The sequence below is a fragment of the Chryseotalea sp. genome, assembly GCF_057350905.1.
Window position 1 is genome coordinate 1 of record NZ_JBMRCF010000001.1, and the last position, 16,677, is coordinate 16,677.

9 protein-coding genes are annotated in these 16,677 nt (G+C 38.5%); 6 read left to right on the forward strand and 3 right to left on the reverse strand.

What is annotated here, in order from left to right; all coding sequences use genetic code 11:
* The 3 genes from ACO1XM_RS00005 to ACO1XM_RS00015 all read left to right on the forward strand — a co-directional run.
* Positions 1-3,699 (forward strand): fibronectin type III domain-containing protein (locus ACO1XM_RS00005; protein ID WP_486224830.1); only part of this gene is annotated, 3,699 nt, incomplete at its 5' end.
* Positions 3,696-4,406 (forward strand): hypothetical protein, encoded by a 711-nt coding sequence (locus ACO1XM_RS00010; RefSeq protein ID WP_486224832.1) that lies wholly within the window; start codon positions 3,696-3,698, stop codon positions 4,404-4,406. The genes ACO1XM_RS00005 and ACO1XM_RS00010, both read left to right, overlap by 4 nt.
* 174 nt (positions 4,407-4,580) lie before the next feature.
* Entirely contained in the window at positions 4,581-5,291 is a 711-nt protein-coding gene (locus tag ACO1XM_RS00015; RefSeq protein WP_486224834.1) for a hypothetical protein, read from the forward strand.
* A 194-nt stretch (positions 5,292-5,485) separates the two neighbouring features.
* Here the strand turns inward: ACO1XM_RS00015 and ACO1XM_RS00020 are convergent, their stop codons facing one another.
* The 3 genes from ACO1XM_RS00020 to ACO1XM_RS00030 all read right to left on the reverse strand — a co-directional run bounded on the left by ACO1XM_RS00020 (position 5,486) and on the right by ACO1XM_RS00030 (position 7,917).
* Complete coding sequence (locus ACO1XM_RS00020; RefSeq protein WP_486224836.1) at positions 5,486-6,232, reverse strand: hypothetical protein; 747 nt, start codon at positions 6,230-6,232, stop codon at positions 5,486-5,488.
* Positions 6,233-6,519: 287 nt separating this feature from the next.
* Positions 6,520-7,035, reverse strand: coding sequence for a hypothetical protein (locus tag ACO1XM_RS00025; RefSeq protein WP_486224838.1), 516 nt, complete (start codon positions 7,033-7,035; stop codon positions 6,520-6,522).
* A gap of 117 nt (positions 7,036-7,152) precedes the next feature.
* Entirely contained in the window at positions 7,153-7,917 is a 765-nt protein-coding gene (locus ACO1XM_RS00030; protein ID WP_486224840.1) for a hypothetical protein, read from the reverse strand.
* A gap of 687 nt (positions 7,918-8,604) precedes the next feature.
* Here ACO1XM_RS00030 and ACO1XM_RS00035 point away from each other — a divergent pair.
* The 3 genes from ACO1XM_RS00035 to ACO1XM_RS00045 all read left to right on the forward strand — a co-directional run bounded on the left by ACO1XM_RS00035 (position 8,605) and on the right by ACO1XM_RS00045 (position 16,372).
* Entirely contained in the window at positions 8,605-9,528 is a 924-nt protein-coding gene (locus tag ACO1XM_RS00035) for a hypothetical protein (RefSeq protein WP_486224842.1), read from the forward strand.
* A gap of 141 nt (positions 9,529-9,669) precedes the next feature.
* Entirely contained in the window at positions 9,670-14,265 is a 4,596-nt protein-coding gene (locus tag ACO1XM_RS00040; protein WP_486224845.1) for a hypothetical protein, read from the forward strand.
* A gap of 109 nt (positions 14,266-14,374) precedes the next feature.
* Entirely contained in the window at positions 14,375-16,372 is a 1,998-nt protein-coding gene (locus ACO1XM_RS00045) for a hypothetical protein (protein ID WP_486224847.1), read from the forward strand.
* The last annotated feature ends 305 nt before the right edge of the window (positions 16,373-16,677 follow it).

A 16,677-nucleotide genomic window follows, 5' to 3' on the forward strand; every position in this document is an offset into this window, starting at 1 on the left:
CTTGTACTCAATCCACCTTATAGTCCCTACCTGGCTGACCTAACTGCCATCGGTTCACAACGCTTTTGGCTTAGCGTGCGACTGCAGGATCCTACCATTGCTAATTATAATTGTAAACTGCGCCTGACCATAGAAGGTGTCGGCATTACTATACGCACGAAGAATAGTTTTCTTCCACCACCCATTACTTTAGAAGGTGGAGGCATACCCCAATTTTTTTATGGTGATGACCTGGCAGCCTACTTCAATCCTGCCAACCTCGACTTTGCCGGACTCACCCGCAGCCAGTATGAAAGAACCCAACGCCTTCCCGAAGGCGTCTATCGCTTCAGCATAGAAGTACTCGATTACCATAGAGGTACCGTGGTGAGTACTAAAATAGGTACCACTGCCTGGATCGTACTCAACGCCCCGCCTATACTAAATCTGCCACGCCACGATAGTAAAATCACGATCCTCGAACCCATCAACATTCCCTTTACCTGGACACCACGCCACACCGGCTCACCCAATGCAGCCTTCACTACAAACTATATATTCAGACTGATCGAGCTGGCACCCAATGCCACTACACAATCTGCCAACGCTGCATTTTTAAGTCAGCCTGTGTTATACGAAACAACACTGAGTCAAAACCAATTTGTGTACGGTCCTGCAGAGCCCACTTTGTTAGCAGGTAGAAAATATGCCTGGCAGGTACAGGCCATCGACACAGAAGGCAGAGACTTGTTTAGAAACAATGGAAAAAGTGAAGTCTTCGTTTTTCAATATGGGGATGCACTAGGTGTACCCCGAAACGTTTTACAACAAGGAGGCAATGCCACTACACTTGCTTTGCAATGGGAACTACCCAGCGAAGGCGAGATGCCTATCCAGTACCGCATCCGTTACAAGCCCTTTACCAGTCCTGCCGATAATTGGTTTGAATCTGTTACACCCAACCGCTACTATACCTTAGGCCAACTGAGTCCTTCCACCAACTACCTTGTGCAGGTGCGATCAGAGCGCAACAGCATCAGCAGTGAATACAGTGCACCCTTGCAGATGAGTACAACTTCACTGGAAGACAGAGGCTATACCTGCGGACAGGCACCGGTGCTGACCACACCCACCACTACAGAAATCCTGCAACACTTACTGCCCGGAGATGAAATCAAGATGCACAACTTTCGGGTGCGGGTCTTGACGGTAGAAGGCAGCAATGGCAACTTCAGCGGAATAGGTTTAATGCCTGTGTCGCTATTTAACAAAGCCAGCGTGAAAGTGCGCTTCAGTGGCAGGGTGAATAAAAACTATGAGTTGGCAGGCGAGATTGTAAGTCTGCCAAGAAAGAACAGTGCCCTGGGCCGAGTGGTAGATGAAATGGAGAAGATCGGAGCCGACCGGAAAACAGCCCAAGATAAAATAGACAGTGCTGCCAACCCCACACCAGTGGCCATCAGCATCACAGGCATCATCGACAGTGTGTGGGTACAAGACAGTGTGATTATCGTACTGAGAGAAGATGGAACACAAGAAGAGATAACAAGACCAACAACTGCGGGTGGAGAAATGCAAGCAGTTGTACTCACTGATAGTGTGGGCAATACTTATACGGTGAATGAAGCAGGAGAAGTAAGTAACAACGGATCGAGTGCAACCAGTACGGTGGCTTCAAGCGTACATTATAAGGTAAACTTTAGCGCCAAAGAAGAACAGGACTATGGCTTTGATGCGAAAGTACACGCGGTACTCAACCATTATGAAACAACAGAAATAGAAGACGATCCTTACACCATCCCCTGGAAATCCGTAGAGACAGGGCGTTTTGATCAGGTTAAGGTAAGTGCTTCTGTACAACGTGAAAACTTGCTGCGGGAAGTAGGTTTTAGCACAGGAACAGATTCTCTGCCTAAGCAACAGGGAGAAAATGCCCATGAACTGATCGTAACCTTGCAGGGAAAAGATCATGAAGACACAGATCAAATCACGGCCTATCTCAATCAAGAGAATAATACAGACTCTACGACAAACAGGCTAGCTGTTGGTAAACTCAATGTAGTAAGCTACAACAAGGCCTTCAGGAATCTGGTGTTGATCTCGGTAAATGGCGCACAACTATCCATCGCGAAAGAAACACTTGAAAGAGAACTCAATGACATTTACAAGCAGGCTGTTGTCGATTGGCAGGTGCAGGACATGCAAACAATAACAGAAGTAGTATATGACACCGATAGAAACGGGCTTGAATATGGCAACAGCAGCTGGTACTCCAACTACACCAGCGAGATGCGCAGCATCATCAATCATTATTTAAGGGACAGATCGATCATGCCTGACACCTATTACTTATTTATTGTACCCAAAACAGACGATGCACGCGTGATGGGCTTTATGCCGCGTAAGAAACAGATAGGCTTTATCTGTTCGGAGAAAGTAAGCGCAACAAACATTACCAAAACCATCGCCCATGAGCTGGCCCATGGTGCCTTCCGTTTAGAGCATAGCTTCCCACCCTTGCCAGAGCAAGGCGACAACCTGATGGACTACAGTGCTACAGGCAAAAACTTATACAAAACACAATGGGATTACATACACAACCCAGTGGCGATGTTGGGACTGTTTGATGGGGATGAAGAGGGGGCGATGAAAAGCCTCTTAACAAGTGAGTATGTATTTATGCATGATCAACTCAGCACTAGAGCATATGCCACCAGCCTGGGAGCAGATGAATTCACACAAGATGCAGTTAATTATGTTGATGCTAAGTTGTATCAACTGGATACAGCCGATGTAAAGACCTATATATATTTCGCCTACATTTGGTTTCATCCCGGAAACATAGATCGATTCGATCAACTGATTGAGAATAGTTTTAACCATGCAATAGATAGCATTAAGCGAAACATTGAAACAGAGAACTTTAATCTGCTGGCCATTGTAAATGCCAAGTATGATACAGCTTTAGCAGACGGATTAAAAACTGTATCTTTTAGAGAGAATTTTTTTCCGGTTAGTGGCTTGCAATCAGCGTGTACAAAAGCTGTGAATGATTACCTGCTGAGCAGTACTAAAAAAACATTTGTAAATGGATTAGATGCAGCGCTGAAAGAAAGGGCTGATGTTTTGTACGAAAACCTGAAGAATTGTGAAATTATAGTCCCTGAAGAGATTGTAATACACTATAAGCGTAAAGGACGAAATCAATATAGAACATGGGGAGAGTTTACTATTGTGGGCACTGATTATAGAGGGTATATTTTGGAGAGGCCAAAGGGAGATAAGCCTACAACATTTCAAACCAACAAACGTGTTCCAGCTGGTACATACACTTTAAGCTACTCTGAGTATTCTGGCGGAGATATAAAGTTTAATAATGTTACGCTTTATCTTGTGGATCATAGTGCCTATAAGATGCATTGTGGTAATCGGGTTGATCAGTCAAATGGGTGTTTATTGATAAATGAATTTAATCCACAATTTGATGTGTATCCAAACGCCTATGAAGATGAAAAATTGCGTGGACAAGGTGTTGTTAAAGCGACTGTCGCGAATCCGTATCCTCCTAAACCTAATTCACATTCTCAACCATCTAATCCAGCATTAAAATTAAGAAATAAGGTTAAGGAAATGCAAGAGCAAATTGAGGTTAGACAACAGATTGCTGGAGTTCGTAAGATTTTAATAATAGATGAATCAGAAGAAAAAGAAGAACTATGAAAAAAATGCGATTAATTTCAGTACTCATTGTAATGACACTAAATCTAAATGCTCAGACAAATAATAAGTTTGTTAAATATTTTAGGGAGAATATAACACATCTTAATCTTGAGTATTACGTCTTTTTTGAACACGAGCTATTAGTAATATTAACAGACACCTCATACCGTAGGCAATTTGAGACTGTTCTAAGTCAACAAATCCAAAAAATCAATAAATCAAATTCTGAAATTTCTAAAGAGAGGCAAATTTTTCTATATACATTCTACCATAGAATTAATCAAGTTTCTGTAAAGTCTGAAGAACTACAGAATAGTAAGAGCTATTTATTAAAAAAATTAATGGATTACAAAAAGCTCGACTTTGTTGTTGATAAAGGTTTTTTGTCTGAAAGGATTAATCCAGAAAGAAGAGGTATGCCTTTTGGTGATGAAGAATGTGATTTTGATTACACCTTATATACTTTCTTTTTATATGATCCTAAGTTATATCTGAATTCTACGATAAATGATAAAATCGCCAATCCAACAGGAGAAATACTTTTTCCATCAAAGTGTTTTCTTGAAGAATTAAGTGAGCTGCCGTTTGAGATGAAAACAAAGTTGCAATCTGAGTTTTTAAAAAAAATAGCTCATTATAATGGTGTGAATTTTGAACAATTAAGGAATATAATCAAATCAGCTGATTTGAACGCTAAGTATGATTAAACACCCTCTCTGGTCACAGGATCTCCCTACGATTTAAGAAGTAAAAAGCGGTTAGCCTTAGCGAGATGCTAAGACGAGTATGAGGCAATTGGAGAAAGAAATAAAGCAAAGATCTAAACAACAGGCCGTTATTAAGAAAATTATAATTGATGAATCATTCGAAATAATTGACTCATGATTAAAAGAGGAGCGATTTTATTCTTTGTATTCCTTATGATTGCCTGTTTTGGTGAAGCCCAGATTAACCATTCGGTATTGAGCTTAATGAAAGAAGATTTTAAGGCAATAAGCTTCCATAAGTTGATCTTTTGTGAAATTGAATTGATAGAGTTTTGTAAAGATTCCATTGGTCAAAATCAATTTGAAAAGTCACTTGTAAAATTGAAATCAATTCAAGAACAGACGATAGAGGCTAATGCTAAAGAATTTACTGTTGTGTGTAGTATGATTTACAAAAGAGTAAATGATGTAAAACCTGATACTGAAGAACAGCGTAAAGGAAAAATCTTTATTTTAGATCGATTAAAAGAATTTCAAGTCAATTTTACGATTGATGAGGATTTTTTATTAAAAAGATTTGATAGCGCGAAAAGAGGGATAACTCAAGGAGAGGATGAATGTAGCCCGGGGTATAGCAAATACATTTTTTTGATTTATGATCCGATTTTGTATAAAGATGTTATGATAAAAAATAAGTCGGTGAGCCAAGATGGTGTTGTGTATTTGCCTTTACTATGTACGATAGAAGAAGATGATGGATTGATGCCAATAAGAGCCGTAATGCAAAGGGAGTTGTTGAGATTATTGAGTAATTATAGGGACCCGGCCTTTGATAAATTAAAGAAGCGGATCAGAGAAAGTGAATTAGAAGAAAGTCATGATTAACATGCTCAAGAGCAATTGTCGTGTGAAGATTTGGGTTCCTAACCCTCTCTGGCCGTAGAGTCTACCTACGACCTAAAAAAGATAGCGAAAAATACAGTTAGTCTTAGCGAGACGCTAAGACTAGTTGGGCCGTACTCTAGTCACCACACAACACTTTCGTAAGTTTACGAATATCTATCTCTCTAACAGTGAAATTAATCTCCATTATAAAAAAGGCCTTCAACATCAACAGACTGATATTGTGCGGCTCTAAGTTTAGCCCATCCCAGTAGACCAAAACTAGTGCGAACAAGGTAAATGTTCGAGCTACTGTTAGATCCTGTGCATAAGATTACTTCAATTTTACCGTTAACGGGTATTGTTGCTAATTTGTCTTTGAAGTTAAAGTCAGCGTATATTTCAATTGGTCTTAAAGCATATGATTTGATATCTACTGAATAAAATGGTTGTTTATCTTCAATTAATTTGTCTGCGGTTATTGAATGCTTCCTTTTAGTTATAAAATCTTCCCAACACCTGTCTATTGAGTATAAGCTTCCATTTCCCGGAACGATTAGGCTAACAGCCTGAATTTGTCCAATTATTCTATTTGGTAAATCTGCCTCAAAAATTGTAAATCCAAATGAAGGTCCGTCAATGGATCCAAAACTGATATAGTAGTATTTATTTTCCTTTGGGTCAATCTTTGTTTTGATCAATTTTATATTATCATTCCCAACTGAATATTCTTGGTTAACAGGTGTGTCTAGATTGATATCTAAATTCGTTCCGTAAACTGTTGTGCTTTTTGGATCAAATTTTACAAAGCTACGCGGAAGACAGAAATTTTTAACTGGAATCTCTAGAGAGTCAAGAGTTAAAAAAGAGTCAAGCCCTTTCTTTTGACCAAAAGTCACCGAGTAATATGTTAATATGATTATAGTCAATCCAATTTTCTTCATTGTGTTTATTTTAATGTCATAACGGGCCATCAACATGTGGTTTAATTGATTATTGTAATATTTAAATTTAGTAATGGCCAGTACTAAATTACATTCTATGTGGATCATTTTATATCTAAGAGTATACTCCAATGGTTATAGGGGATCTCTATGACCTAGCATAACTAAAGGAATTAAACCAACTAAAGAAAGATGTAATTAGGTAGTCTCAGCAAGCCGCTAAAAATAGCAGGGTAAAGGTCTCCCATTTCCTTTCTCATACTGCTAAAGACTTCTATAAGGCTAGGCTAGGTTTTTACATTTCTATTTAAGATACCCGCCCAGTATCGGATGGTTTCTTCAAGAGTTTGGTAGAAATCTAAATATTCATTATCTCCAACAACAATTATAAAGCGCGAAACATTAAATTCCCTAGTAAACTCATTGCTAAATTCTCCAGTATGATGGATGGTGTTTGCATTTATATTAGGATTTCTCAGTCTGAAATGCTTAACTCCATTTGTGATCAAGCGCATATATTTCATTTCGGGGCAGCTTTTGATCACAAAATCTTGATATTTTAACAGGCCTGATATTACTTCTTTGCAACCATTCTTGTCTACCTTAATATGTTCTTGAAATCTTAAATCATTATTAAAGTATTCATGGTAAGTCCAGTCTGTCAAATGCCATGTATTTATTACACAGTTCATTGCAAATCTTGACTTTGTTGAGTCTTTCTTAAAATCCTCAAATTCCTCTAATAAATTTTCAAAAAGCTCGATTGAATTTTTAAAGTCAAATGTTAGACGGTTTGAATTCATTTGGTGTACAAATCATAATTGATATATAATTCTGCTATCTACTTTCCATAATTTTAGTGCATATCAAAAATAAAGCCTAACACCAATCTCACGTATGGAATATTTTGAATATAATACTCAACTAACTCTAAAGAAAACTCGTCTGGATTCTTGATTTTCGTCCCTATTAAAGTTGTCTTTTAGAAATCTTGTTAATTCAGGGTTAGCATCTTTGTTTACCCAGCTATAAACCTGTGTGACATATTGAGGATTATCATATACACCTACATGAAAGCTTTCATGAAAAAGAATTATTCCAAATTTACTTGTCAAAGTATCAATTAATTCACTGATCGTTATTGAGAAATTTTGTTTTATTTTTCGGTAAAAACTCAAATTTGTGATATCGATAATTAAACAGCAGTCAGTACAAGCATACTTTCTTTTCTCTTTTTCACCAATTACCCCCTTAATCTTTGAAATCGGATTACTCATTTTAGATGTAGGCTCGTAGGTTACAGAGGTTGTTTCAATTGATAGGTGCTTACCCCCATATTCAAAAATAAAATCTGCTTCTTCACCATCTTTACCATGTTTCAAATTTCGAATTTCTGTCTTCAACCTAGAAATTAATGAAGAATACCAAAAAATCTCAAACCGCTGCCCCCAAAATGATGTGTTTGAAGCTCTAATACGTTTCAAATAATGATTATACATTTCCAAATTATTCTCCTTGATTTTTTCCAGATCAAGAATTAGCATAAGCAAAATATGCTCGAAGCATTTTATAGATATTTCATCACCAAGGCTCTTGACATCCAAGTATTCTTTTGCCAGAGGATGAATTCCCTGTAAAATGTCAATACCTATACTCCTTAAATAGTCTTTGTATTTTGTTTCCATTTCAACATGGTCATCGACAATTGATATAAATTATAATTTTTAAAATAAAGTGCCACAAATCAGAAACCCATCATCTTTCCGCCTTTTGGCAGAACAATGATGGGCTCACACCGTCAATATACAGAAGATTTGCCGATGGGCAATAAGTGGATTTCACCTGCGGTCGGTGTTTTCACCGAACCGCATTTACCCTTACGGTGTCACAACCTAACAAGAGTAGTCAAAAACCCCTCCTAGGTCGTAGGGTCTCCCTACAACCTAACAAAATAGAGAAAAATACAGTTAGTCTTAGCGAGACGCTAAGACTAGCTACCAGGGAAAAATTGTAAAACGTACCATTACTTTGGACCATGCCCCAAGAGGGCCATGCTCTAGCCATCGCTCATCACTAGCGCCAAACAGGGAATGATCCAACACTCACCGATGATTACGATTTAATATCAACAAGTTGACTCTTGAAAATAAAACTTGACCTGAAATAGACATCAGTTTTCCTAATTGCTCAGCATTAATTAGAAGTTGACTCATCTCACTTTTTCATAAATATATAAACTCTGTTGAAATAGGCTCATGTCTATATTCTACAAAGATCATTTCTTCATTTATTGAGAATTACTTACATGCACATGCATAATAGCGCATTTTAGATCGAAGATTCTTTAGCTTTATTCAACTGAACATTTATTTATGCGTTACATCACTCTTGTATTCTTGCTTGTCTGTATATCGTCTTTTGCTCAATCGAACAGCAATCTTATCGAAGAGTATTTTTTGAGTATTCGACAGAACAAGAGCCCGGAGCCATCAAGCATTGATAAGATACAACAAATGGAAGTTAGCACCCTTTGCAAACTTGTTTCGCCTCATCTGAATGATTCTATTACTGTAATTCGACTGAGTGCATACCGCTTATTGCACGAACGGGGCACGCGAAGTGAAAAGCAAACCGATAGACAGAAAATTGTATTGAACTTATTGCATGGTTGGTTTGACGAGGATACAGGCATTCATGGTTTTGTGGCATCCTGTCTTTCCACTTACGTAAAAGGCGATTTTACCTCATCAGCTAAAGACAGCATAAGTTTGTTAATCAGCAAATCTCCTGGCTATTATGATAAGTTACTTCGAATAGCTGGCTTTTTGCAGATGGATTCTTTGATACCTGTGCTACAAGAAAAATTAGATACCAAGAGTATTAAAAGTGAACGTATGCGTTGGTCTGCTTATTTGGCCTTAAGTCGTATGGGCGATAGTAAGGCCACACAACTGGTCCTTGATAAGGTTAAAGCGAAGAATGTGAATGATGAGGTGACTGATGTCTTATTTCCTGACCTTATTTATACCAGACAAAGGATAGCCTTTGATTATTTAGTTGAGCAACTTTACAGTGATCAGGAAAATTGTACTAGTTCTAATGCTGAACGTAAGCAAACAATGTCTTGTGCCTATAGAATAATGGAGTATCTGGCAAGGGTAATTACGAACTTTCCTGTGCGAACGGATGCTATCGGTGAATTAAGGGTTAATAATTATGAAGAAGCTTTACAAATGGTTAGAAATTGGATGAAGTCTAATGCTGATCTTTATATAATAGATCTTGAACATTTATAAAATAGCACCATAATGACTGGCTCATTTTTTATATCTCCCAAAGTTCAATTAATCTTTCTTATCTAATTCCTTACATCAAATTTCAATTTCTTTCATTTTCCTCAGTGGTGATTTAACTTGTTGCTTAGTTAACACTCGTTGATGGCAAGAATATTTACTATAATAATCGCCTTCCTGCTTTTCTCTTTCTCTGTAAAGGGGTTGGAACTGAATTGTAAAGAAGATTCGCTCAATAATACTAAGCGAACAAGACTATTACATGATGATGAAAATAGCGTCTTAAGAAAATTTGTCAATTTGCCGATCACTGATTTTTCTGATCATCAGGACCCCATTATATTGCAGACATTCAGTAACGATGATTCAGTTAACTATTATCGCGCCAAGGCTGAAGAATACCATCAACAAGTAACTAGTCAGAACGCATATGTAAGCGATCTACATGAACTGCTTACCCTAGAGTTACCAGTAGGACTTACATCGGATAATGAAGATCCTAACTATGCCATTATCATTACTGAAGTTAAAGTCAATGCACAAGGTGCCTTTTTGGAAGCCTATCTATTATTAACACTACCCAATGCCAATAATACTAAGATTGCCTTCAAGGGTAAAAATATCGGATTTTCAGAAGAGGGTGGTTTGGCAGGTGAGGGGCGCTTAGAGTTGGTGGGCGATTATAACATCCCCTTAGGAGATAAAACCATGGCATGGTTGCTGGGTAAAGGCAATTCATTCGTGGAGTTTGATTGTAATGGGTTTAAGGGAATGGGCATTGAAGCAGAGATTCAATTTTCGCGCGACTTGATAGTTCCTGAAAAACCGAATGGAGAGATTGAAACCGATGTAAGTAAGCGTGTAAAAACTAAATTCGCTGTGCAAGGCCAAAGCTGGACAGATTTGATGGTGGGCATTACGCTGCCACCTTTTCAGGTAAAAGGTTTAGAAGGTTTTGGTTTCAGTGTTACAGAAGCATACCTCGACTGGAGTGATTTGGCCAATCCGCCACAATTAACTTTTCCTACTGGTTATACTTCGCCCTTTCTACAGGCAGGTAGCCCAAATTTATGGCAAGGCATTTATATGAAACGCCTGGAAGTGCGCTTGCCAAAAAGTTTAAAGCAGAAAGGCGACAGTACAAAGCGAACAGCAATTGGTGTTGAGCACATGTTACTGGACGATCAGGGCTTCACGGGTGTTGCATTTGTCGAGGGGTCGATTATTGAAGCTGGTGATATGGAAGGATGGCATTTTACGCTAAATAAAGTAGCCCTTGGCCTTGTTGCAAATCAGGTTACAGGTTTCGAATTGGCGGGCACGCTTTCTGTTCCTGTTATCAAACAGAGAAATGGTAATCCGACAAGCTTTGTTTACAGAGCACATCGGAGCATCAATGGAGAATATTTGTTTGCTGTTCAGGTAAGTAACAACCTTCGCATGCCATTATTATTAGCAGACTTAAATCTGACTGAAGGATCATCCGTTACGGTGCGGGAACGGAACGATAAATTTTATCCAACGCTTCTGCTGAATGGATCATTAGAAATAAAAGGAACAGCAGCTGGCCCGAAAGCGGAATTATTCGGAATACACTTTGAAGGTATGCGCATCAGCACAGAGTATCCCAAATTTGATATTACTGCACTTGGTTTTGGCAGAGAAGGGCAACAACAAAAAGTATCAAAATTTCCAGTTTCCATTACAGGCATCATGGTGAAGAAAGAAGAAAACCGTTTTGGTCTTGGCTTTGATTTAAATGTAAACATAGCAGGTAGTGCCTCGGTGGCAGAAATAAGTGGCTCAGCCGGATTAATAGTGTGGGCAAAAAATGAAGTGCAACAAATCAACGGAGCCGAAGGAGAACCCGTAGCAACTGAAGATCATTGGCAATATGATAAAACAGAACTTACCGCTATCGGAATAAATTTTAATAAGCCTGATGTTATTAAGATTGTTGGACAAGTTAGATTTTTTGAAGACGATGCAACCTATGGTGATGGTTTCACCGGACAGATAACCGGAACCTTCGGTCAACTCCAAAGTGGATTTCAAGTTTATGCACTTTTCGGAAGAACAGAAACCTACCGGTACTGGTTTGCAGATGCGCTTGTAAAATTACCTGAACCAGGTGTTCCTTTGATTCCAGGTGTACTCAATGCCACGGCTTTTGGTGGCGGCTATTATCACCGGATGAAACAAAGCAATGAATCTTTCTCAACACCGGTCGGCACAACGCCTTCTGGCATTCGCTACATACCAGATCAGCAAAGCAGAGGCGTAAAAGCTTTAATGAAATTTGCTACGCCAAGACCTGAACTCATGAATGGTGTAGTTACTCTGGAGATTGTAATGAATAGTAGTGGGGGTATTAATACTGTTACCCTGGCGGGTAATGCAAACTTCCTGGGCTTACAAGATTTGGCAGAAGACAAAATTAAAGAACTGGCCGGTGATGCTGCAGGTGGTAACATAGCTTCAAAGCTTGCGGGCATGTTAGCAGGTCAGGTTTGTGGTAGTATGCATTTACAATTCGATAATGTAAATGATGTGTTCCATGGAACCATGCAGGTAATTGTTAATGTAGCAGGCGGTGTTGTACGTGGTGTAAGTAGTGGTAACAGAGCTGGTTGGGCAGTGATACACTTTGAGCAAAATGATTGGCAAATTTTAATAGGTACCCCAGATCAACCCCTCGGAACCAGTTTCGCTGGCATTTTTCAATCACGTTCCTATTTCATGGCAGGAAAAAATGTACCGGGTAGTCCACCACCACCAGCACAGGTCAGTGAGTTGCTTGGTAATGTGAATCTCGATTACATGCGGAACTTGAATGATTTGGAATCCGGAACTGGTCTTGCCTTCGGAATGGGTTTCACTGTAGATACTGGGGACTTGAAATTTTTAATGTTCTACGGAAGGTTTGCAGCCGGGGTAGGTTTTGATATCATGTTAAAAGATTATGGCAACGGTTATCACTGTGCCGGATCATCTGAGCCCATGGGCATCAATGGCTGGTTTGCCAATGGACAGGCATATGCTTTTGTTGCTGGTAAAATTGGAGTTAAGGTTAACCTGAAATTCTATAAAGGTGATTATGATATCTTATCAATAGGAGCTGCTACAGTTATGCAAACGAAAGGCCCTAATCCATTTTGGATGAAAGGAATTGTAGGTGGGAATTACAACATATTGGGAGGTTTGGTAAAAGGAAATTGTCGATTTGAAGTAACAGTAGGTCAGGAGTGTATACCTGTGGGCGAGCAGGATTTATTGGCTGATGTAAACATGATAGCTGAAGTAAGTCCTGCCAATGGGAGTGATAAAGTGGATGTTTTTAATGCACCTCAGGTTGCTTTTAATATTCCCGTAGGGCAGGTGTTCGAAATTGCGGATGTAGAAAATAAAAAACATTATTATAAGGCAGTGCTGGATGAATTTAAAGTTGAAACAGAGACAACACAATTAAATGGAGTATTGGTATGGAATGAAACAAAAGATGTAGTTGTCTTTGATGGCCAGGAAATATTGCCTGGTGAAAGTAAAATTACAGTTAACGTAAAACTTTCTTTTCAGGAGAGAATTAATGGTGTGTGGGCTATTGCCAGATTTGATAATCAGGCAGTACAGGAAGCAGCCAGTGCAATATTCGAAACAGATAAAGCTCCCGATTACATACCTGATCATAATGTAGGGTACTCATATCCGATTAAAAGTCAGTTAAATTTTTACCCCAAAGAGTATGACAGAGGTTTTATACAACTAAGAGAAGGGCAGGCCTATCTTTTTGAAAGAAATGCTGGTTGGATTCAAAAGGTAAGAATGACCACCGATAATGGCTTTGCAGAAACTGATTTTACTTATGATAAACAATTGAAACGAATTGATTTCAGAATGCCACTTGGCTTTGATCTGAATAAAATTTACCAGTTTCAAATCCTCAATATACCACGTCAACATAATGCAATAGATGCTAATGTTCGTCAGGTTGATACAGAACTGAAGCAAGACACAGGTAACGAAGCCACATTAAGTACCAAAGCTTTAGAAGGAAATATTGAACAGCTTGAAATGAAAACAATCTTCTCAAGTTATTTTAGAACCAGTCGGTACAATACCTTCAGGGAGAAGATGGCCGCAATTACACTGATACCTGCCGTGAGGAACTCAGTGGAGAATAATGTTTTTACTATATCGAGTTATCTCGCAGGTAATGAAGTTTGGGACATGGCTGAGTTAAACGGTCTCAATAACAGCGCTCCACTTATTCAGATGGAATCAATACTGGATGGTAATGATTGGTATCAAAATATTGTTTATCCTTTGTTGTACCAGGATTATCCGATAGCAGGTAGTCTTCGTATAAAAAGAGATCCAGCAATTTTTGGCTTGCCCCCAGTAAGATTTAATTACTTTATAAACAGACAGACGCCAACTTCTCTTCCAGATGATGCAAAAGCCTATACAATGCCAGGCTTTACCAGTGACTACATTGTTTATGGAATGAATATTCCGGTCCATTTAGATTATATAGATCTCCAGCGACAGGCAGTAAACTACATAACTAATAATCCTGCAGGATATACAACTCGTTTACAAAGCATTATTTTAAGTAGAACACCTTTCATTCGCTATGGGGCTTACCGAATCCGGTTTAAATATGTTATTCCTTACGTAAACGTACAAACCAGCGAATATCAATGGGAACTATTCAACAGTATAAGATACAATAATGATTAATCAGCTAATGACTGACAAAAGATTGAAGATAGTGAAAAGAGTTTTTTGTATAACTGTATTTTTAATACACATCAGTACTCATTTCTCCGTTGCTCAAGATAGCCTAAAAATGAAAGAGCTTATAGCAGTAGTAGGAAGACCCAATCCAGATTCGATTATACTTCGTTGGGCACCATTGAATTTTAGCGCTTGGCAAATGGGAAATAAGCACGGGTATACCATAAAACGTTACACTATCATAAGGGACAGCACTGTACTGCTGCCTCCGGAAATGCAAATTTTAAATAACACACCTGTACAAGTAAAATCACTGAATGAATGGGAACCAATTATTGCCAGAGACAAGTACGTAGCCATAGCCGCTCAAGCTATTTATGGAGATCGTTTTGAAGTAAATCTTGGTGAGAGCAATATTATGACGATCGTAAATAAAGTGCGCGAACAAGAACAGCGCTTTTACTTTGCACTTTTTTGTGCAGACATGTCAACACTTGTAGCCATGGCATCCGGTCTTTGGTATGTGGATACAGCAGTGAGAAAAAATGAAAAATACTTGTACAGAATTGAAATCGCTAATAGCAAGGATTCAATTAGAGGCAGTGCTTTTATTGGAGTCAATGATGTGTATGAATTACCTAAACCTCAAAATCTAAAAGCGGATTTCAAATTTCCCTCAGTGTCTCTGCAATGGGATAGCAACCTATTTGGCTACTATACAGCTTATCGGCTTGAACGTGCTGAGGATGGAGTTAATTTTAAAACAATTTCAGATAATCCTTTAATAACCCTAAGCCCTGACAATACATCTCTAAATCGATTTGAATATGCAACAGATACGATAGATCATATTGATATGGAGTATCATTACCGTGTGCGAGGCATTTCGTCATTTGGCGAACTAGGACCACCATCAGAGGTGGTTAAAGGGAAAAGCATGAGGTCATTAGATTCATTTCCTTTTATCACGAATAGTGAAGTTTTGAAGACGGGTGCAATCAGGATAACATGGTCGCTGGATGAACAAGAGAATTCCTTAATTAATGGTTTTGCCATTGAAAGAGCAGATAAAGCAAAAGGTGAATATCATAAAATCAATCAACAACTTCTTCCATCAGACCATCGTACTTTCGATTATTATAACACAAAACAAATCAACTACTTTCGAATCAGGACCTTTGTTATTAATGGCGATGAACATGTTTCACCACCCTACCTGGTACAGCGTATCGATAGCATAGCACCACAGACACCACTTGATCTGAAAGTAAAAGTGGATGAATTTGGTAATACTGAATTGAACTGGACACAGAATGAAGAAGAAGACCTTTTTGGCTATAAGGTATATCGCAGTAATTTTTCAGATGAAGAGCTGGTCATGCTCACAGGCACACCCATACAAGCTAACTTTTATAAAGACAAAGTAAATGTAAATTCTCTGCAGGAATCAGTTTTCTACAGTGTGGTGGCAGTAGATCATAATCAGAATGAGTCGCAGATCTCTCCGCGCGTTAAACTCCTGCTGCCTGATAAAATTAAACCACAGACGCCTGTTTTATTACCTATTACAAGTTCTGAAAATGGAGTTTCACTCAGCTGGTTACCTAGCGGCAGTGCCGATGTTGTGCGTTATGATGTTTACCGGAGTGAAAGCAATCAGGATAACTGGATCAGACTGAAAATGATGTCAGCCACCAACGATTCTGTTTTTCAATATGTGGATGCTAACCTGGAAGCGGGTCAATTGCCTTTGTACACCATTATTGCGATAGACGATGCAGGACTTGAATCAGATCCAGCTGCGCCTGTGCGTGGTGTAAAGATTGATAATTTATTAAGGCCTGCAATAGAATGGAAGGACTATGTGATCGATAGAGAGACCAAAACCCTGACACTTCATTGGAACTACTCCAATGAAGAAGTTGCGCAGTTTCATATATACAGATCGGTTGATAGTAATGACTTAAGTCTTTTTAGAACTATTGATGCAATCAGCAATCAATTTACAGATAGAATTTTTTCAATGAAGAAATATAACTACGCTGTCTTACCAATATTCAAGAACGGGAAAAAGGGAAAATTGAGTGAAATGATTTGTGTAAACTATTAAATTAATTTTATGAGCTGCGCTAAAATCCCTCTTACGGCAACATTATGTTTAATGCTTTTGCAAAATATAAGTGCTCAACAAACTATATTGGTAGATATTTCAGCGAAGTTAACATCCATAAATAATTGCAAGCTGAATGTGATACCAGTAGCTATGAATTCAATTTCAATTCAACTTCGTAATAATTTGAATGTTAACTTTATTAATGAGCAGCAGCCAGCCTCAGTTGGTTTAATTGTTTCTCATCAGATTCCATTAATAGGTTCTAGCTTTGTCGGTAATCTTCGATTTCAAGCTCAATTTAG